The organism is Xanthomonas sp. CPBF 426 (genome assembly GCF_903989465.1).
GTDB lineage: Bacteria > Pseudomonadota > Gammaproteobacteria > Xanthomonadales > Xanthomonadaceae > Xanthomonas > Xanthomonas euroxanthea.
This window is the reverse complement of record NZ_LR861805.1, coordinates 2,044,397-2,063,995: the sequence shown is the minus strand read 5'-3', so window position 1 is coordinate 2,063,995 and position 19,599 is coordinate 2,044,397. Positions and strand designations below refer to the sequence as shown.

General features: G+C 66.2%; 18 protein-coding genes. 5 read left to right on the top strand and 13 right to left on the bottom strand.

Annotated elements, in window-relative coordinates; genetic code table 11:
- Positions 1 to 30: 30 nt before the first annotated feature.
- The gene (locus tag H7A87_RS08875; protein WP_164739314.1) at positions 31 to 570 is read left to right on the top strand and encodes a Smr/MutS family protein; all 540 of its coding nucleotides are present in this window, start codon (positions 31 to 33) and stop codon (positions 568 to 570) included.
- A 141-nt stretch (positions 571 to 711) separates the two neighbouring features.
- Here the strand turns inward: H7A87_RS08875 and truD are convergent, their stop codons facing one another.
- From truD to H7A87_RS08835, 8 genes are all read right to left on the bottom strand, one after another.
- Positions 712 to 1,821 (bottom strand): tRNA pseudouridine(13) synthase TruD, encoded by a 1,110-nt coding sequence (gene truD, locus H7A87_RS08870; protein ID WP_115676774.1) that lies wholly within the window; start codon positions 1,819 to 1,821, stop codon positions 712 to 714.
- Between the two features lie 254 nt (positions 1,822 to 2,075).
- Positions 2,076 to 2,567 carry a 2-C-methyl-D-erythritol 2,4-cyclodiphosphate synthase gene (gene ispF / locus H7A87_RS08865; RefSeq protein WP_104582885.1) on the bottom strand — a complete coding sequence of 164 codons (492 nt, stop codon included), beginning with the start codon at positions 2,565 to 2,567 and terminating at the stop codon, positions 2,076 to 2,078.
- A 146-nt stretch (positions 2,568 to 2,713) separates the two neighbouring features.
- Entirely contained in the window at positions 2,714 to 3,487 is a 774-nt protein-coding gene (ispD, locus tag H7A87_RS08860; RefSeq protein WP_104582884.1) for a 2-C-methyl-D-erythritol 4-phosphate cytidylyltransferase, read from the bottom strand.
- Complete coding sequence (gene ftsB / locus H7A87_RS08855) at positions 3,484 to 3,840, bottom strand: cell division protein FtsB (protein WP_016904016.1); 357 nt, start codon at positions 3,838 to 3,840, stop codon at positions 3,484 to 3,486. The genes ispD and ftsB overlap by 4 nt, the downstream gene beginning before the upstream one ends.
- Positions 3,841 to 3,843: 3 nt before the next feature.
- A complete protein-coding gene (gene eno / locus H7A87_RS08850) occupies positions 3,844 to 5,136 on the bottom strand; it encodes a phosphopyruvate hydratase (protein ID WP_104582883.1) in 1,293 nt (430 codons plus the stop codon).
- Between the two features lie 283 nt (positions 5,137 to 5,419).
- A complete protein-coding gene (gene kdsA / locus H7A87_RS08845; RefSeq protein WP_119128393.1) occupies positions 5,420 to 6,253 on the bottom strand; it encodes a 3-deoxy-8-phosphooctulonate synthase in 834 nt (277 codons plus the stop codon).
- 204 nt (positions 6,254 to 6,457) lie between these two features.
- Positions 6,458 to 8,122 (bottom strand): CTP synthase, encoded by a 1,665-nt coding sequence (locus H7A87_RS08840; protein ID WP_119128392.1) that lies wholly within the window; start codon positions 8,120 to 8,122, stop codon positions 6,458 to 6,460.
- A gap of 174 nt (positions 8,123 to 8,296) precedes the next feature.
- Positions 8,297 to 8,545 carry a hypothetical protein gene (locus H7A87_RS08835; protein WP_164739315.1) on the bottom strand — a complete coding sequence of 83 codons (249 nt, stop codon included), beginning with the start codon at positions 8,543 to 8,545 and terminating at the stop codon, positions 8,297 to 8,299.
- Between the two features lie 162 nt (positions 8,546 to 8,707).
- On the opposite strand from H7A87_RS08835, the gene parE reads away from it, so the two are divergent.
- Positions 8,708 to 10,597: a DNA topoisomerase IV subunit B gene (gene parE / locus H7A87_RS08830; RefSeq protein ID WP_104582880.1), complete on the top strand. Its 1,890-nt coding sequence runs from the start codon at positions 8,708 to 8,710 to the stop codon at positions 10,595 to 10,597.
- Between the two features lie 372 nt (positions 10,598 to 10,969).
- Positions 10,970 to 12,469, top strand: a complete 1,500-nt coding sequence (locus H7A87_RS08825; protein ID WP_119128452.1) for a S10 family peptidase — start codon at positions 10,970 to 10,972, stop codon at positions 12,467 to 12,469.
- A gap of 272 nt (positions 12,470 to 12,741) precedes the next feature.
- Here H7A87_RS08825 and H7A87_RS08820 read toward each other — a convergent pair whose 3' ends face one another.
- From H7A87_RS08820 to H7A87_RS08810, 3 genes are all read right to left on the bottom strand, one after another.
- On the bottom strand, positions 12,742 to 13,503 hold the full coding sequence (locus H7A87_RS08820) for a YdcF family protein (protein ID WP_119128391.1): 762 nt from the start codon (positions 13,501 to 13,503) through the stop codon (positions 12,742 to 12,744).
- A gap of 121 nt (positions 13,504 to 13,624) precedes the next feature.
- Positions 13,625 to 14,752, bottom strand: a complete 1,128-nt coding sequence (locus H7A87_RS08815) for an inorganic phosphate transporter (RefSeq protein ID WP_104582878.1) — start codon at positions 14,750 to 14,752, stop codon at positions 13,625 to 13,627.
- Between the two features lie 9 nt (positions 14,753 to 14,761).
- On the bottom strand, positions 14,762 to 15,388 hold the full coding sequence (locus H7A87_RS08810; protein ID WP_104532321.1) for a DUF47 family protein: 627 nt from the start codon (positions 15,386 to 15,388) through the stop codon (positions 14,762 to 14,764).
- A gap of 274 nt (positions 15,389 to 15,662) precedes the next feature.
- On the opposite strand from H7A87_RS08810, the gene H7A87_RS08805 reads away from it, so the two are divergent.
- Positions 15,663 to 17,003, top strand: a complete 1,341-nt coding sequence (locus H7A87_RS08805) for a hemolysin family protein (RefSeq protein ID WP_104582877.1) — start codon at positions 15,663 to 15,665, stop codon at positions 17,001 to 17,003.
- The gene (locus H7A87_RS08800) at positions 16,987 to 17,658 is read left to right on the top strand and encodes an exopolysaccharide biosynthesis protein (protein ID WP_166766939.1); all 672 of its coding nucleotides are present in this window, start codon (positions 16,987 to 16,989) and stop codon (positions 17,656 to 17,658) included. The genes H7A87_RS08805 and H7A87_RS08800 overlap by 17 nt, the downstream gene beginning before the upstream one ends.
- 34 nt (positions 17,659 to 17,692) lie before the next feature.
- On the opposite strand, the gene H7A87_RS08795 is transcribed toward H7A87_RS08800, so the two are convergent.
- Both H7A87_RS08795 and H7A87_RS08790 read right to left on the bottom strand, forming a co-directional pair.
- Positions 17,693 to 18,193 (bottom strand): pyridoxamine 5'-phosphate oxidase family protein, encoded by a 501-nt coding sequence (locus tag H7A87_RS08795; protein WP_119128390.1) that lies wholly within the window; start codon positions 18,191 to 18,193, stop codon positions 17,693 to 17,695.
- 60 nt (positions 18,194 to 18,253) lie between these two features.
- Positions 18,254 to 19,255, bottom strand: coding sequence for an LLM class flavin-dependent oxidoreductase (locus tag H7A87_RS08790; protein WP_104582876.1), 1,002 nt, complete (start codon positions 19,253 to 19,255; stop codon positions 18,254 to 18,256).
- Positions 19,256 to 19,599 lie beyond the last annotated feature (344 nt).

Genomic DNA, 19,599 nt, shown 5'->3' with positions numbered 1-19,599 from the left:
ACCTGAGGTTGGGCACGTTACGCTGTGACCATGTCGCATCCAGAAGACGAAGACGACGGCGCGCTGTTCCGCGCAGCGATCGGCGCGGTCAAGCCGATTCGCGAGGTCGCCCCACCGGCCAATGCCAAGCCGCGCCCCAAGCCGCGCGCGCGCATGGCCGAGCGCGACGACGCCGAAGCGCACACCGAATTCGCACGCCTGCTGCGCGACAGCGCGCCACTGGAAGCCGGAGATACCGCCAGCTACCGACGCGAGAATCTTCCCACCCGATTGTTTCAACGGCTCAAGCGCGGGCAGTTCTCGATCCAGGACGAACTGGATCTGCATGGCGCCACCGCCACGCAGGCCGAATCCCTGCTGCGGCAGTTCCTGCTGGAGGCACATGCGCACGACCATGGCTGCGTGCGCATCATCCACGGCAAGGGGCTGCAGTCGGACAACGGTGCGCCGGTGTTGAAGAACCTGATGGATCGCCTGCTGCGTCAACGCAATGACGTGCTGGCGTTTCATTCCGCGCCTGCCACCCAGGGTGGCACGGGGGCGTTACTGGTGTTGTTGGCGCGGCGTTAGGGCCGCTTGGGTGGCCGGTTACCGACCTGGATTGCAGGCATGCGCTTGCGTGGGGACGGGCTGAGGGGAAAGCCCGTCGCGGCCTGGTCCGCTCCTACGCGTTGGCGTGTTTGCCGGGCGGCTGACGACCACCGGGCAGGCCTAGGCGTCGGAGCGCGGGCCGGTGTTGAGACGGCCGGCGTCGCTGACCTCGCCGAGCTCCCACAGCACCGCGGTGGCGTAGCAACCGGGCGGCAGTGCGAATTCGAGCTGCAGGCTGTGTGCATCCAGCCAGCGGAACTCCAGCTGTTGCGGATGCAGGCGCAGTGCGCGGCGCTCCTGCTTCAGGCCCGCTGCTTCCAGGCCGTGGCGCAGCGCGTCGGATTGCGGATCGGACAAGGCGCCCTGCTCCACCGCCGCGGCCTGGCCGGTCGAACGCAGCTCGCCGGCACCCCACAACGGCCCGCTGGGATGGATATCGAAGCGCGCCAGGCGCTCTGCCAGTGCCTCGCTGAACGGCTCGGGGCCGAACACGCTGCGCGAGCCGTCCAGCATCCACGCCTCGCCCTCCAGTGCGGTGTCCCAGGTGCCCTGCCCCACGCGTGCGCTGAGCACTCGATTGAACAACGCCGAGCGCGCCGCCGACAGCAGCATCGAGCGCTGATCGTTGCGCAGCCGCCGCCTGGATGCCGGCGCCGCTGACAACGTGCCGTCGGCATTGGACTGGTAGCCGAACATCGCCAGCGCGGAGGCCACGTTGCCGCCATCGCGACCGAAACGCTGTTCGCCAAACCAGTTCGGGATACCGCGCGCGGCGATCGCCTGCAGGCGCTGCTCGATCGCAGCGCGTTCGCCTTCCACCTGGCGCAACGTCAACACGAAACGATTGCCCAGCAGTGCGCCGCGTTGCAGCTTGCGGTTGTGCCAGGTGCTGTCGATGACCTGCATCTCGTCGTCATCGAGCGTGGCGAGCTCCGGCGCGATGCGCTTGGGCAGATGCACGCTGAAGCGCTGCGTGGTAACCGCATGGCGGTCCTTCAGGCCGGCGTAGCTGACGCCCATCTCGGCGATCCCGGCCCAGTGCGCGAGTTTCTTCGCGATATAGGCGGTGTTCTGCCCACGCTTGCGGATGGTGAGCAACAGGTGCTCGCCCTCACCGGAGGGCTCGAAAGCCGGCAGCTCATCGACCTGAAAATCGTCGGGCGTGCTGCGCATTGCCGCGCCAAGCACCGCAGCGCCATGCGCACGTGGCAGAACAGAGGTGTCGCTCATGCTGTGATTTACCTTCGCGCCGACAGGTCGTGCGCTGTGTGCCGAATGCCTCGGCGCGGTGATGTCGCGTTGCAACGCCAAGATGAGCCCGGCGCGGGCAACCGCGATGTGGAACGGCTAGAAACCTGGCCGGCAGTGGTCAGATGCGTGTGGACGGTGCATGCAGGGCATGCGTGATGAGCGCTGTGCCTGGCACCATCGCCTGGCACCGTCCGTGCCCGGCCGGCGGTGGGCACCGGCCTTGCCGGCTGCGGTTATGCGGCGATCTTGCCAAGCAATACCGCCGCCTGCGCCGCAATGCCCTCGCTGCGGCCGGTGAAACCGAGTTTTTCGCTGGTGGTGGCCTTGACGCTGACCGCATCGAGCTCGATCGCCAGCAGGCCGGCAATGCGTTCGCGCATGGCCAGCGCATGCGGGCCGATCTTGGGACGCTCGCAGATCACGGTGACATCGGCATTGCCGACACGCCAGCCACGCTCGCGCAGCAAATGATCGCAATGCTGCAGGAACTGCGCGCTGTCGGCATCCTTCCAGCGCGCATCGGATGGCGGAAAGTGCTGCCCGATATCGCCCAGCGCCAGCGCACCCAGCATTGCATCGCACAGCGCATGCAGCACCACGTCGCCATCGCTGTGCGCAAGCACGCCATGGCTGTGCGCGACGCGCACGCCGCCCAGCATCACGTGGTCGCCCGCGCCGAACGCATGCACGTCGTAGCCCTGACCGATTCGAAAATTGAAAGACATGGAAAATCCGTGGTGAGTGAGAGTGCCCAACAACAGGGAGCAAGCAGTCGTTTAGGTCGGCATGGACGCTGTAAACAGACCGCAGTGTACGAGTGGCCTACACAGTCGGTTCCGCAAACCGGCCTCGCAATCGTTCGACAGCCGCCCTAACGCGTGTTGACGTCGTGATTGGCATCGGCAACCACCGCATCGTTGCGTGTGGCCACCAATTCGGCATCCACCGCCACGCCGCGGCGTGCGAGCTCGAATTCGAAGCGCGCCAGATCCGTTGGCGTGGTCACCTTGAAGTTGTCTTCGGCACCTTCCACCAGCAACGGGCGCAATCCCAGCCGCTCCATCGCCATCGCCTCGTCGGTCACGTCCACGCCGGCGGCCGACGCTTCGGTCAGGCCGCGGATCAATTGATGGCGACGAAACAGCTGCGGGGTCAGCGCGCGCCACAGCCGCTCGCGCGGTTCGGTGGCATCGATGCCGCCATCGTCGCCGGCACGCTTGAGGGTGTCGCGCACCGGTGCAGCCAGGATCGCGCCGACCGGATCGCCGCGGCCGATTTCCAGCAGGCGCTCCAGGTCGGCCAGGCCGAGATTGGGCCGCGCGGCGTCGTGCACCAGCACAAAGTCATCGGCGCGCACGCTCTCGGGCAAGGCCAGCAATCCGGCCAGCACCGATGCCGCACGTGTCCCGCCGCCGACGCAGGTCAGCACCGGCTTGGCCTGCACCGACGTCCAGCCCGGCCAATCCGCATCGTCGGGCGCGATGGCCACCACGATGCCGGCCACCACCGGATGCGCGGCAAGCGCCGCCAGCGTGTAGGCCATCAGCGGTTGCCCGGCGGCGGGCAGATATTGTTTGGGGGTCTGCCCGCCAAAGCGCGTGCCGCGCCCGGCGGCCGGCACGATCGCCCAGATCGAACCGGTCATGGCTGTTCCGCCGGCGCGTCGGGCTCGACGGGTGCGGCCGACGGCGCGGCCACCGCGGGCGGCAGCGGCGGTGCATCCTCGACCACGCGATAGAACGTCTCGCCCGGCTTGATCATGCCCAGCTCGCTGCGCGCGCGTTCCTCGATTGCCGCCTCGCCGTCCTTCAAATCCTTCACCTCTGCTGCCAACGCCTGGTTGCGTTGGCGCAGACCTTCGTTGTCCTGTGTCTGATGCGCGACCTGGGCTTCCAGCATCATGACTTCGCCGGAATTCCCAGGCCCGAACCAGAAGCGGTACTGCAGCCAAGCCAGCAGCACCGCCAGCACCAGCAGTAGCCAGCGCCAGTTGCGCACGGCTTATCGCTTGATCGAAACGAACGCGTCGCGGCCGGCGTAGCGTGCGCCGGAGCCCAGCGCCTGCTCGATGCGCAGCAACTGGTTGTACTTGGCGACGCGATCGCTGCGGCACAGCGAGCCGGTCTTGATCTGGGTGGCGGTGGTGGCCACGGCGATGTCGGCGATGGTGGTGTCTTCGGTTTCGCCCGAACGGTGCGAGACGATCGAGGCATAGTTGGCCGCGTGCGCCATCGCGATGGCCTCCAGCGTCTCGGTCAGCGTGCCGATCTGGTTGACCTTGATCAGGATCGCGTTGGCAGTGCCCGAGTCGATGCCCTGCTTGAAGATCTTCGGGTTGGTGACGAACAGGTCGTCGCCGACCAGCTGCACCTTCTTGCCGACGCGGTCGGTGAGCAGCTTCCAGCCGGCCCAGTCGTCCTCGGCCAGGCCGTCTTCGATGCTGATGATCGGATACTGCGCGACCCAGTCGGCCAGGAAGTCGACGAACTGCTCGCTGGTCAGGCGCTTGTTCTCGCCGACCAGGTTGTACTTGCCGTTGTCGTAGAACTCGCTGGAAGCCACGTCCAGGCCCAGCAGCACGTCTTCGCCCGCGGTGTAGCCGGCTTTGCCGATCGCCTCGAGAATGGTGTCCAGCGCTTCGACATTGCTGCGGAAGTCCGGCGCAAAGCCGCCTTCGTCGCCGACTGCCGTGCTCAGGCCGTGGCCCTTGAGCACCGACTTGAGCGCGTGGAATATCTCGGTACCGGCACGCAGCGCTTCGGAGAACGAGCTGCAACCGACCGGCAGCACCATGAACTCCTGGAAGTCGACGTTGTTGTCGGCATGCGCGCCGCCGTTGATGATGTTCATCATCGGCACCGGCAGCGCCACATCCGATTCGGTGATGGTGGACAGGTACTGCCACAACGGCTGCTTGCGCGAGGCTGCCACGGCATGCGCGGCGGCCAGCGAAACACCCAGCAGCGCATTCGCGCCCAGGCGGCCCTTGTTCTCGGTGCCGTCCAGATCGATCAGGCGGCGGTCCAGGCCCTGCTGGTCGGCGGCATCGAAGCCCTTCAGCGTCTCGGCGATGGTGCCGTTGACGTTCTGCACCGCGTGCAGCACGCCCTTGCCCAGGTAGCGGGTCTTGTCGCCATCGCGCAGTTCCACCGCTTCCTTGGTGCCGGTCGAGGCGCCCGAGGGCACGGCGGCGCGGCCGAACGAGCCGTCGTCCAGCGTGACTTCGGCCTCCAGCGTGGGATTGCCGCGGGAGTCGAGGATTTCGCGGGCGAGGATCTTGGCGATAGTGGTCATAGGTCGATCGGTTACCAGTAAGGGGGAAGGACACCGGAAACAAGCTGCCGGATTATCGCCGCAGGACTGCGGCTTGCCAAATGGCGTGAGCATGCGGCCACCGCGATGGCGACACGTCAGGACGCCGGAGCAGCAGGTGGGCGGCAGTACGGACTGCGCAGTGCAGCGGCGTCAGCTGCAGCTGTCACACGCGGTACCGTTGTGCGAACACCGGCGCCACATCCGCATCCGCGGCGCTAACGGACCACGCAGCAGCGGCCGCGCGCGCCACCGCATTGCCTGATCAGACGCCTTGTTCGAGAAAGCCGTGACGCTTGGTGATGGTGTCCAGCGCCAGCAGTGTCTCCAGCAGGGCTTCCATCTTGTCCAGCGGCCAGGCGTTGGGGCCGTCCGACAAGGCCTTGGACGGGTCCGGATGGGTTTCGGCAAACAGGCCGGAAATGCCCACCGCCACCGCGGCGCGCGCCAGCACCGGCACGAATTCGCGCTGGCCGCCGGAACTGCTGCCCTGCCCGCCCGGCAACTGCACCGAATGGGTGGCGTCGAACACCACCGGGCAGCCGGTATCGCGCATCACGCTCAGCGAGCGCATGTCGCTGACCAGATTGTTGTAGCCGAACGAGGCACCACGTTCGCAGACCATGATCTGTTCGTTGCCGGTCGATTTGGCCTTGTCCACCACCGGCTTCATGTCCCATGGCGACAGGAACTGGCCCTTCTTGATGTTGACCGGCTTGCCGGCGGCACAGACGTTCTTGATGAAGTCGGTCTGGCGCACCAGGAAGGCCGGGGTCTGCAACACGTCGACGACGGCGGCGACCTCGTTCATCGGGGTGTATTCGTGCACATCGGTCAGCACCGGTACGCCGATCTGCTTTTTCACCGCTTCCAGCACCTTCAGGCCTTCTTCCAGGCCCGGGCCGCGGAAGCTGGTGCCGGAGGTGCGGTTGGCCTTGTCGAAGCTCGACTTGAAGATGAAGTTGATCCCCAGCTTGCCGGTGATCTCCTTGAGCTTGCCGGCCACGTCGAGCTGCAGCTGCATCGACTCGATCACGCAGGGGCCGGCAATCAGGAACAACGGCTGATCCAGGCCGACGTCGAAGTCACAGAGTTTCATCAGGTCACCTTATTGATTGAGCCCCTCTCCCGTCGGGAGAGGGGTTGGGATGAGGGGGCGATTGCAACGCGCTGGTCAAGCCCGATGGCTTGCCTAGGCCGGCGCATGGCGACGCGTTCGCCATGGCTGCCATCTGCCGGTGCGTTGCGGTGCCTACTCATCCGGCACGGCGCGCCCGCGTCTCCCGCAGGGAGAACAAGCGGCTCACGCACGCGCTTCCTTCAGCAGTTTTCCGCCCGCCTTCTTCTCGCGCGCGGCGCGCACGAAGCCGATGAACAGCGGATGCCCGTCGCGCGGGGTGGAGAGGAATTCCGGATGCGCCTGGCAGGCCAGGAACCACGGGTGCGCTTCGCGCGGCAGCTCCACCATCTCCACCAGCGTGTCGTCCATCGACTTGCCGGAGATCACCAGGCCGGCGTCTTCCAGCTGGGTGCGGTAGCGGTTGTTGAACTCGTAGCGGTGGCGATGGCGTTCGGCGACCACGTCCTTGCCGTACACCTCGCGCGCCAGCGTGCCCGGCTTGAGCCGCTGCTCCTGCAGACCCAGGCGCATGGTCCCGCCCAGGTCGGATTTCTCGTCGCGCTTTTCCACTTCGCCGGTGGCGGTGCGCCATTCGGTGATCAGGCCGATCACCGGGTGCGGCGACTGGCGATCGTTCTCGGTGCTGTTTGCTGCGTCCAGGTCGGCCACGTGGCGGGCATAGTCCACCACCGCCGCCTGCATGCCGTAGCAGATGCCGAAATACGGCACCTTGTGCTCGCGCGCGTATTTGGAGGTCAGCACCTTGCCTTCGAAGCCACGGTCGCCGAAGCCGCCGGGCACCAGGATGCCGTCGATATCCTGCAGCGCTGCCATGTCGCTGCCTTCCAGGTCCTGCGCTTCCAGCCACTTCAGGTTGACCTTGGTGCGCTGGCGCAGACCGCCGTGACGCAGCGCTTCGGCCACCGACTTGTAGGCGTCCTGGTGGTCGACGTACTTGCCGACCACTGCAATGGTGACCTCGTCCAGCGGATGCTTGACCGCATCCACCACCGCCGCCCATTCGGACAGGTCGGGCGCAGCCACCTTGTCGCGCAGCTTGAACTGATCGATGACCAACTCGTCCAGGCCCTGGCGACGCAGTTCCAGCGGCATGCCGTACAGCACGTCGATATCGGGGCAGCTGATCACCGCGCGCTCGGAGACGTTGGTGAACAACGCGATCTTGCGGCGCTCCGAATCCGGAACCGCCTGCTCGGAACGGCACAGCAGCACGTCCGGCTGGATACCGATCGAGCGCAGTTCCTTGACCGAGTGCTGGGTCGGCTTGGTCTTCAGCTCGCCAGCGGCGGCGATGTATGGCACCAGCGTGAGGTGCATGAACATGGCCTTTTCGGCGCCCCGCTCGGTGCGCACCTGGCGGATCGCCTCCAGGAACGGCAGCGACTCGATATCGCCGACGGTGCCGCCGATCTCGATCAGCGCCACGTCGAAGCCGGCGGTGGCCTCGTCGATGCAACGGCGGATCTCGTCGGTGATATGCGGGATCACCTGCACGGTGGCGCCCAGGTAATCGCCACGACGCTCCTTGCGGATCACGTTCTCGTAGATGCGGCCGGTGGTGACCGAGTTCTTGCGCGACAGCCGCGTGCGCACGTAGCGCTCGTAGTGACCCAGGTCCAGGTCGGTCTCGGCGCCGTCGTCGGTGACGTAGACCTCGCCATGCTGGAACGGGCTCATCGTGCCCGGGTCCACATTGATGTAGGGGTCCAGCTTCATCATCGTGACCTTCAGGCCACGCGCTTCCAGAATGGAGGCAAGCGAAGCGGCGGCAATGCCCTTGCCTAGCGAGGACACTACGCCGCCGGTAACAAAAATCAGGGGGGTCATGGGGCTTGGAGCCTCCCGGAAAGCCATAGTTTAGCGGGTGACGGGCGAATGCCCAAGGGTTGCGTGACGATCATGTCGTCACAGCGGCGAAAGAGCGCGCGCCTGGCGCCCAAATGCAGACGCCCCGGCCAAGACCGGGGCGTCTGTGTGGCGTGGCGCCGACTCGCACTGGCATCAGCGCGCCGGCTTTTCTTCTTCCTCTTCCTCGCGCGGGGCGTCATCGGCCTTGGGTTTGTGCGCCGCGGCGGCGGCACGGCGTTCGGCCTTGCGCTCGGCTTCGGTCTTGGCCTTGGCGTCGTCGGCCTTCTGCGCGCTGGCGCCGGTGCCCTGCCCGGTCTGCTGCGGGGCCGCCTGGGCCAGGGCAGGAAGCGCGGCCACTGCGGCAGCACCGAGGGTGAGCATCAGAATGTGCTTGAACTTCATGGTGTCCTCCGGTTTCGGTGACATCCTCAGGTGGGGACGTTTGGTTCCGAATCCAACGCCAGGGTATCCAGCCGCACCCCGCCCTGCACTGAACGTCGGTCGCGTGCAAAAAATCGGCCCAGCCCCCACACTTGCGCGTCGTTTCACGTGCCAACGAGATGCATGAACACCCGTTATAACGCCGCCGATATTGAAGTGCTGTCGGGCCTGGACCCGGTCAAACGCCGCCCTGGCATGTATACCGACACTGCGCGCCCGAACCACCTGGCGCAGGAAGTGATCGACAACTCGGTCGACGAGGCGCTGGCCGGTCATGCCAGGCAGGTCGAAGTGACCCTGTACAAGGATGGCAGCTGCGAGGTGTCCGACGACGGCCGCGGCATGCCGGTGGACATGCACCCGGAAGAAAAGATTCCCGGTGTCGAGCTGATCCTGACCCGGCTGCATGCCGGCGGCAAGTTCAGCAACCGCAACTACACCTTCTCCGGCGGCCTGCATGGCGTGGGCGTGAGCGTGGTCAATGCGCTGTCGACCAAGGTCGAACTGTTCATCAAGCGCGAAGGCAGCGAGCACCGCATGGAGTTCCGCGACGGCCACGCCGCATCCAAGCTGGAAGTGGTGGGCACCGTCGGCAAGAAGAACACCGGCACGCGGCTGCGCTTCTGGGCCGATCCCAAGTACTTCGACACGCCCAAGTTCAACGTGCGCGCGTTGCGCCACCTGCTGCGCGCCAAAGCGGTGCTGTGCCCCGGCCTGACCGTCAAGCTGCACGACGAGGCCACCGGCGAGCAGGACAGCTGGTACTTCGAGAACGGCCTGCGCGACTACCTCAAGGGCGAGATGGCCGCCCACGAGCTGCTGCCGGCCGACCTGTTCGCGGGCAGCCTGAAGAAGGACACCGAGATCGTCGATTGGGCGGCGGCCTGGGTGCCGGAAGGCGAGCTGGTGCAGGAAAGCTACGTCAACCTGATCCCGACCGCGCAGCACGGCACCCACGTCAACGGCCTGCGTTCGGGCCTGACCGATGCGTTGCGCGAGTTCTGCGACTTCCGCAACCTGCTGCCGCGCGGGGTCAAGCTGGCGCCGGAAGACGTGTGGGACCGGGTCACCTTCGTGCTCAGCCTGAAGATGACCGACCCGCAGTTCTCCGGGCAGACCAAGGAGCGCCTGTCCTCGCGCCAGGCCGCCGGCTTCATCGAAGGCGCCGCGCACGATGCCTTCAGCCTGTACCTGAACCAGAACGTGGAGATCGGCGAGAAGATCGCGCAGATCGCCATCGACCGCGCCAGCGCGCGGTTGAAGACCGAAAAGCAGATCGTCCGCAAGAAGGTCACCCAGGGCCCGGCCCTGCCCGGCAAGCTGGCCGACTGCATCAGCCAGGACCTGTCGCGCACCGAATTGTTCCTGGTCGAGGGCGACTCGGCCGGCGGCTCGGCCAAGCAGGCGCGCGACAAGGATTTCCAGGCGATCCTGCCGCTGCGCGGCAAGATCCTCAACACCTGGGAAGTGGCTTCGGGCAGCGTGCTGGCCTCCGAGGAAGTGCATAACCTGGCGATCGCGATCGGCTGCGATCCGGGCAAGGACGACATCACCGGGCTGCGCTACGGCAAGGTGGTGATCCTGGCCGATGCGGACTCGGACGGCCTGCATATCGCCACCCTGCTGACCGCGCTGTTCCTCAAGCATTTCCCGGCGCTGGTTGCCGCCGGCCATGTGTTCGTGGCGATGCCGCCGCTGTTCCGCGTGGACGTGGGCAAGCAGGTGTTCTATGCGCTGGACGAAGAGGAAAAGACCACGCTGCTGGACAAGATCGCGCGCGAGAAGATCAAGGGCCAGGTCAGCGTCACCCGCTTCAAGGGCCTGGGCGAGATGAATCCGCAGCAGCTGCGCGAATCGACCATCCATCCGGATACGCGTCGCCTGGTGCAGCTGACCATCGACGATGGCGAACAGACCCGCTCGCTGATGGACATGTTGCTGGCCAAAAAGCGCGCCGGCGATCGCAAGCAGTGGCTGGAGACCAAGGGCGATCTGGCGTCGCTGGAAGTTTAAGACCTCTGGAAAGCGTGAAGGCCCTACAGGTCAAGCCCATCTCCCCTCGGGAGAGGGGTTGGGGTGAGGGTACGTGCGAAGCCACCGGGTAAGTAACCGCCTGAGGCTGCGCCCCGGACCCTCATCCGCCCCTGCGGGGCACCTTCTCCCGACGGGAGAAGGGAGTGTCATCGGTTTTCTCTTAGGTCGATGCCTATTTCAGCAGCCTGCCCAAACCTCGCCCTCTGGGTCAGACGGCTGCCTGCCGCGGCACAGACGGCGCCATGCCAGGCATGCGGCGTCGGCCGACGCGACACATGTGCCTTTGTGCACATCCATCGGGCGCCGCCGGGGGCCTAGCATCGTCGCTCCCCTGCCGAACGTCCGATGCTCATGTCCTTTTTTCTCCGCGCCAGCCTGCTGGCCTGCGTCCTGCTCAGCGGGACGGCGCTGGCCGATGCGCCCGACAAGACCGATGCAAAACCCGATACCAAATCCGACGCGGCGGTGGCCAAACCCGCGCCACTGCCGGCCGATGCCAGCGTGCGGCAAAGCACGCGCGTGGCCGGGCGCTCGCTGAGTTACACCGCAACCGTCGGCACGCTGCCGGTGCGCGACGCGCAGGGCAGGACCACCGGCGAAGTGGTGTTCACCGCCTACACGGTCGATGGCAAGGACCGCCCGGTGACCTTTGCATTGAATGGCGGGCCCGGCGCGTCGTCGGTCTATCTGAACATGGGCGCGATCGGGCCGAAGGTGGTCGGCTTCGGCGCCGAAGGCGACAGCGCGTCCGCACCGGCGACCTTGCGCGACAATCCGGGCACCTGGCTGGACTTCACCGACCTGGTGTTCATCGACCCGGTCGGCACCGGCTTCAGCCGCGCGCTCATCGGCGACGACGAGGCCAAGAAGCAGTTCTACAACCCGCAGGCCGACGTGGAATATCTCTCGCGCGTGATCTACGACTGGCTGCTGAAGAATCGCCGCCTGCAGACGCGCAAGTATCTGGTCGGCGAAAGCTATGGTGGCTTCCGCGGACCGCGCATCACCCAGTACCTGCAGACCCGCCTCGGCGTGGCGATGAACGGCGTGGTGCTGGTGTCGCCGTACCTCAACCCGACCCTGGACGACAACAGCGATGTCTCGCCGCTGGCGTGGATGCTGACCCTGCCCTCGATCGCCGCCGCGCATCTGGAGCGCCAGGGCCAGCTCAGCGACACGGCGATGCGCCAGGTGATCGACTACACCCGCGGCGACTACGCGGTGGCGCTGATGAAGGGCCGCACCGACCCGCAGGCGACCGAGGCGATGCTGCAACAGGTCGCCCGCATGACCGGACTGGACGCGACCTATGTGCGCCGCTCCGGCGGACGCCTGGAAACCCAGGCATACCTGCGCGAGGTGTTCCGCGACAAGGGCGAGCTGGGCAGCCGCTACGACTCCAACGTCACCGCGTTCGACCCCTTCCCCAACGATCCGGAGCAGCGCGCCAACGACCCGCTGCTGGACAGCATCATCGCGCCGACCACCACCGCGATGGTGGACTTCGTCACCCGGGTCGTCGGCTGGAAAGTCGATGCCCGCTATCAGGCGATCAATTACGAGGTCAATACGGCGTGGGAATGGGGCGACGAACTGCGCAAGGGCGCGGTGACGCAGCTGCGTCAATCGGTGGCGATCGACCCCAAGCTGCGTGTACTGATCGCACATGGCTGGAACGATCTCTCCTGCCCGTTCATGGGCTCGGTGCTGACCGTGGACCAGATGCCGGCGATGGGCGACCCCACGCGCGTGCAGGTGCGCGAATATCCCGGCGGTCACATGTTCTACAACCGCCCCGACAGCCAGGCCGCGTTCCGCAACGACGTCAAGGCGCTGTACGAAACCCGCTGAGCACAGCCATCGCCGGCCGCACACGCGGCTGGCGATGCAGCACACCGACGGCGCGCGCGTACCAACCCGTCGCCAAGCCACCGGCAAAGCCAATAGTGGTTTCGGGCTGCCACACATGTGACTTGCCCGCGTCAACGTTCAACACCACTCGCTGCCGTCGAGATTCAAATCAGCCGAACAAACCAAAACGCGCACCAGCTGTTACGAATCCCGAATCCCCATTTCCGAATCCCGATTTCCCGAATCCCGACTCTCTACTCCCGATTCCCCATTCACAACGCCCCAGGCGCCGCAGCCCTCACATTCCACCCCAGCCACTCGTAGACCCGATAACGCGCAATGCCCAGATACTCGTGCAGGGCGACATCGGCCACGGTGAAGTTGTAGCTCTGCGGCAACCACGCCCAGGACGCGGTCAGCCAGTCCGACCGTACCGGCGTGGCATCGATGCCGAAATGGCGGAAATACAGTTCGGCGCGCCGCAGATGGGTGGCCGAGGACACCAGCACGACGCGGTCGGGGCGGTACGTGCGCAGCAGTGGCTGGCTGAACTGCGCGTTCTGCCAGGTGTTCATGCTGGACGGCTCCATGATCAGGTCGGCCTGATCGATCCCGAGCCCGATCAGCACCTTTCGGTACACCACTGCCTCGGACAGGCCCAGTCCGCGTGCATCGCCGCCACTGATCTCGATCTTGCAGTCGCCGCCGTGCGCACGGCACTGCCGGTACAGCCGCGCCGATTCGACGATGCGGCCATAGGCGAACATGTTGGACTCGGCGGTGGCGTCGGGGCCATCCGGCCGCACCGTCCCTGCGCCCAGCAGCACGATCATGTTGCGCGCGCGCCAGTCGTTGAAGTCGTTGACGCCGGTCTGCTGCAAGCCGTGCAGCATCCAGCTCGCCAACGGGCCGCAGCCCACCAGCAGCAGCAGGGCCAGCGTGGCCGCCGCCAGCGCACGCGCACTGCGCAGCCAGCGCCGGCGGCCGGTCAACCAGGACAGCAGGAACAGCACGCACACCAGCGCAAGCATCATCGGCGCGTTTCCTCAGGCAGGACGCGTTGGGATATCAGGGTCGAACCGGATGCCCTGCAACCGGACGCCCTGCAGTCGGCGCGCATGCTCGCCGACCGAGGTGACCATCGCGCGACATCGCTCAGGTCCAGCCGAACCACTCGAAGCAGCGCAGGATCACATACGCCACGCCGCCCGCGGCCGGGATGGTCAGAATCCAGGCCCAGACGATGCGCTCGATCACGCCCAGCCGCAGCGAGCGCGGATTCTTGGCAAAGCCCACGCCCATGATCGCGGTGGAAATGCTGTGCGTGGTCGACACCGGCATGCCGAAGTGCGCGGCCACGGTGAGCACGGTCGCCGAGCTGGTTTCCGCGGCAAAGCCGTGGATGGGATGCAGCTTGACCATCTTGTGGCCGAGCGTCTTGATGATCTTCCAGCCACCGGAAGCGGTACCGGCGGCCATCACCACCGCACAGGTCAGCACGATCCACATCGGAATGCCGGCGCCTGCGGCCAGCCCGGTGCCCGGATGCAGGAACGACAGCCAGCCCGGCAGCTCGTCCAGTGCACCGGCCGACTGCGCGCCGATCAGGGTCATGGCGATGATGCCCATGGTCTTCTGCGCGTCGTTATGGCCGTGGGCATAGCCCATGTAGGCGGCCGAGGCGATCTGCGCCTTGCCGAAGAAGGCATTGACCCAGCGCGGACGCGCCAGCCGCCCGATCGGCCCGCCCAGCCTGGCCATGCCGGCGATGATCGCCCACAGCAGCAGCATCACCACGATACCGAGCAGGAAGCCGGCGATCGGCGAGGTGATCATCGGCACGAACACCTTCCACAGCAGGCCCTTGTTCTTGGCCCAGTTGCCGATGTTTTCCGACCAGATCAAGGCGTTCCAGTTGTTGTGCGCGGCCGCCAGGCCGGCGCCGCACAGCCCGCCGATCAAGGCGTGCGAGGACGACGACGGCAGGCCCTTCCACCAGGTGATCAGGTTCCAGATGATGCCGCCCAGCAGCGCGCACAGGATCACCTGCGGGGTGACCTCGACCACCTCGGTGTTGAGCAGGCCGGAGGCGATCGTCAGCGCCACCGCGGTGCCGGTGAGCGCCCCGATCAGGTTCATGCCGGCGGCCAGCATCACCGCCCAACCCGGCGACAGCACCTTGGTGGCGACCACGGTGGCGATGGAGTTGGCGGTGTCGTGGAAGCCGTTGATGAACTCGAACACCAACGCCGCCAGGATCACCACCAGGACTAGGGTAAGCACGCGGCGGCCTCAGCTGTTCTTCAATACGATCTGGTACACCACCACCCCGGCCTCGCGGCAACGGTCGATGGCCTTTTCCAGGATCTCGAAGAATTCCTTGAGCAGGAACATCTGCAGCGTGTCCAGGCGGCCGGAATAGATGTCGCGGTACAGCTCGAGCATCAGCCGGTCGGCTTCGTTTTCCAGCATGCGCAGCTTGTCGTTGAGCGCGGTCATGCGATCGATGTTCATGTGCGGCAGGTCGGTCACCATCTCCACCACCACCGCGGCGGCCTGTTCCAGCATCGCCGCGCGCGGGGCGAAGTCGATGTGCTCCAGATGCTTGGTGGCCAGCGAGTACCGGTCGGCGAACTTCTCGACCTGCTTGGGAATCTTGTACAGCGCCGACCCCAGCGCCTCGATGTCCTCGCGTTCGATCGGGGTCATGAAGCTGTCCACCAGCGCCTGGCCGATCTTGTCGGAGGCGGCGCGTTCGCGCAGGCGGGCCAGCTTGAAGGCGTCCAGCGCGGGTTGGCGGTCGGACGTGCGCATCATGGCGTGCAAGGCCTTGGTGCTGTCGTAGGCGGCCTGCGCCGCTTCGTTCAGGAGCGCATAGAACTGCTTGCCGGAACCGAAGATGGTCTGCAACGAGAACATGGGTGGAGAACTTCCTGCCGTCGAGGGAGAGACGGACGCCAAGCGCGAATTATGACCGTTCCATGACCTGTCTGGGTATCTCGGCGCCACAAGTGGCCTTCACATCGGCATTTCCCGGCTCGAACCACCCTGTGGTTTGCTAACATGCTCCCGCGCCCTCGGGTGCACCCTATGGAAGACGACCCTATATTCCCCCGTTGCCGCCCCGCCCTTGTGCGCGCCGGCCAACCCAGTGCTCGCCCGCCCTCCCCTTCACTGACCGGGGAAGACGCCCGTGGTTGAGTTTCTGATCGTCATCGCGCTGATCCTGTTGAACGGCTTCTTCGCGATGTCGGAAATGTCCCTGATGACCTCGCGCAAGAGCCGGCTGAAGCAGATGGCCGGCTCCAGCAAGCGCGCTGCGCGCGCCCTGGCACTGGCCGAAAGCCCGGAAAACTTCCTGTCCACGGTGCAGATCGGCATTACCCTGATCGGCATCCTGACCGGCGTGTTCGGTGGCGAGGCGATCGGCGAGGCCATCAGCAGCTGGCTGCAGGGGCTGTTCCCGGCACTGTCGGCCTCGTTCGAACTGGTCGGCAAGCCGCGTCCGTATTCGGTGGTGATCGGCAGCACGCTGGCGGTGGCGCTGATCACCTTCCTGACGCTGATCTTCGGCGAACTGGTGCCCAAGCGTCTGGCGCTGCGCAACTCCGAGGACATCGCCGGGGTGGTTGCGGTGCCGATGGCCTGGCTGGCGAAAATCGCCGCCCCCGGCGTGTGGGTGCTGGCGCGCTCGACCCGGCTGGTGCTGCGCATGCTCGGCATGGGCAAGGACGAATCGGCATCGGTGACCGAAGAGGAGATCCGCATGCTGGTGGCCGAAAGCCACGAGGCCGGCGTGATCGATGCGCACGAGCGCGACATGATGAATCGCGTGATGCGGCTGGGCGACCGCACCGCCGACAGCCTGATGACCCCGCGCAACCGCATCGCCTGGCTGGATGCCAATGCCGAGCCGGAACGCAATCTGCAGGTGATGCGCGAGCACGAATTCTCGCGCTACCCGGTCTACCGCGGCAGCGACCAGGACATCGCCGGCGTGCTGGAGGTCAAGTCGCTGGTCACGCGCATGGGTGGGCACGGCGAGAATCTTTTCCAGGCGCTGCGCGATACCTTGTTCGTGTCCGAGTCCACACATGCGATGAAGCTGCTGGAGATCTTTCGCGAAGAACAGCAGTCGATGGCGCTGGTGGTGGACGAATACGGCGAGATCCGTGGACTGGTGACCATCAGCGACCTGATGGGTGCGGTGGTCGGCCGTCTGCAGGCGGTGGAAAACACCGACGAGGATGCGCTGGTGGTCACGCGCGCCGACGGCTCGCTGCTGATCGACGGGTCGCTGCCGGTGGAGGAACTGCGCGAAGTGCTGGGCGCCGAACTGCCGGAAGCCGACGAAGGCGACTATCACACGCTCGCCGGCCTGTGCATCTACTACTTCGGGCGCATTCCGCAGGCGGGCGAATTCTTCGATTGGGCCGGCTGGCGCATCGAGATCGTCGATCTGGATGGCGCGCGCGTGGACAAGCTGCTGCTGAGCCGTGTCGGCGACGAGGGCAGCGATGACATCGTCGGATAACGGCGTGCCGCCGCCGGATGCGGCCGACGGCGAACAGATGCGCTATCGCAACGAAGGCATCCGCAGCCTGCTGGCGGCCTTCAGCGAAGGCGATCCGGCGCAGGTGTTGCGGGTGCGCGAGATTTTGGCCGACCTGCAGCAGAGCGCGTTCGGCGTGTTTCTGTTCCTGGCGATCCTGCCCTCGTTCATTCCCATTCCTGGCGTGGCCGGCGGCATCAGCGGCCCGCTGACGGTGCTGATCGGGCTGCAGATGCTGTGCTGCCTGCGCAAGCCGTGGGTGCCGCGTTTCATCGGCGAGCGCGGGCCGCGCCGCAGCACCAGCCAGCGTTTCGTCGCGCGGCTTGCGCCGACGCTGCAACGCCTGGACCGGCTGCTCAAGCCACGCCTGCACGGCATGCTGGACCGGATTCCGGCGCAGATGTTCACCGGCGTGCTGCTGGTGCTGGTCGGCGTCCTGCTGACGTTGCCGATCCCGTTCACCAACTACCTCTTCGGGCTGATCCTGCTGCTGTTCGCGCTGGCCCTGCTGGAGCGCGACGGCGCGCTGCTGCTGGTGGGCTGGGCCGCTGCGCTGATCTCGGTGGCGGTGTTCGGGGTCACGTCCGACCAGCTGCTGGATCTGGTGCGCGATTGGTGGCCGGTCGCCTGGCGCTGATGCGCGAGACGATCGGCCCGCATGATCGTCGCCGTTACTTCAGGTCCACCACACGGTTGTCGGACAGGCTGCCCGTGTCGTCGGTGACTGCCGTCATCACGAAGTACAGCGCCTTGCCCAGCAGCCCGCTCGGGCCGTCCCAGTACTCGGCCGATTCGGCACGCACATGGATCAGGCGCAGATTGGGGTCATCCTTGCCACCGGGGAAAAACACCTTCATCGCCGGCGACCACAGCTGCTCGATCTTGGCGCGGTCATCGACCACGCGCGCGGTGCCGGCGACCGACACGTAGCTGTTCTTCGAGGCCGAGGCATAGGCCACGTTGACGCGCGAGTCGGCAGCGATTTCGGCCACCTTCGGGCTGTCGGCGGCGGTGGCGAACCACAGGTCGCCATCGAATTCGACTTCCTGCGTGCCCAACGGCCGGCTCACCAGCTTGCCGTCGGCAGACACGGTCGTGAACATCGCGATGTCCACGCCGCGGATCAATTCCGCCAACTGCTTGATGCTCTCGCTGCGTTCCTGAAATTGCATGCTGGTCTTCCCAATGGAGGTGCATGCATCTGAGCGGATCGCCGCGCAAAGCGACGTGAATCACGCAGGAGTCACGTCCAGCTCGCGGCAGGCCATTGCGGCGATTTCGAACGAACGCAGACGCGCGGCATGGTCGTAGATGTTGGCGGTGAACAGCAACTCGTCCGGCGTATGGCGCTCGATGAACTCGGCCACGCCCCGCGCGATCTGCTCGGCATCGCCCAGCACCGTGCAGGCCAGCGCACGCTCCACGCCGGCACGTTCGTGCGGCTGCCAGAAGCTGTCGATGTCGTCGATCGGCGCGGGAATCTTGCCCGGCTTGCCGCGGCGCAGGTTGACGAAACTCTGCTGCTGGGTGGTGAACAGGCGGCGTGCCTGCGCTTCGGTCTCCGCGGCCACCACGTTCAAGGCCAGCATCACGTGCGGCTTGGCCAACTGCGCGGACGGGCGGAACTCGCGGCGGTAAATCGCCACCGCCTCGTCCATCGCATCGGGCGCGAAGTGCGAAGCAAACGCGAACGACAGGCCCATCGCTGCGGCCAGCCGCGCACTGAACAGGCTGGAGCCCAGCAGCCATACCGGCACGTCGAGTCCGGCGCCCGGCACTGCCTGCACCAGTTGCCCCGGCACGGCAGGCGCGAAGTAGCGCAACAGCTCGGCCACGTCCTGCGGAAAATGGTCCGCGCTGTCGAAATAGCGACGCAGGGCGCGCGCGGTCGGCTGGTCGGTGCCGGGCGCGCGGCCCAGGCCCAGGTCGATGCGCTGCGGATACAGCGAGGCCAGCGTGCCGAACTGTTCGGCCACCTGCAGCGGCGCATGGTTGGGCAGCATGATGCCGCCGGCACCGACGCGGATGGTCTTGGTGCCGCCGGCGACGTGGCCGATCAGCACCGCGGTGGCGGCGCTGGCGATGCCCGGCATGTTGTGGTGCTCGGCCAGCCAGTAACGCTGGTAGCCCCAGCGCTCGGCGTGCTGGGCCAGATCGAGCATGTTGGCGAAGGCATGGGTGGTGTCGCTGCCTTCGCAGACCGGCGCCAGGTCGAGCACGGAAATGGGCGTCATCGGATGACTCCGGGGAATGAATGATGTGCAAGAGATGGGGCTGGCCAGGCGACTTTGCCACCTGCCCAGGTGGCGCTGGGGGGATTACAGCATTCCAGTGGTCGAACAACGGGAGGATCTGCAACTGGCCATTCCCACGCTCCGTGCCCAGGCCCGCACTTCGTTGCACCGGCACCGCAACGCACGCGCGCAACAGCGCGCAAGCCATGCATTCGCCCCGGTGGGAGGGGCTTACGGCTACGCGCGATGGCTGTCGGTGTGTTGCGCGCGTTGGCTCGCCTGCGAATGCAGTTGCCAGGCCACGAAGCATGGGCGTCGGGTGACACCGTTGCTGGCTATGATGG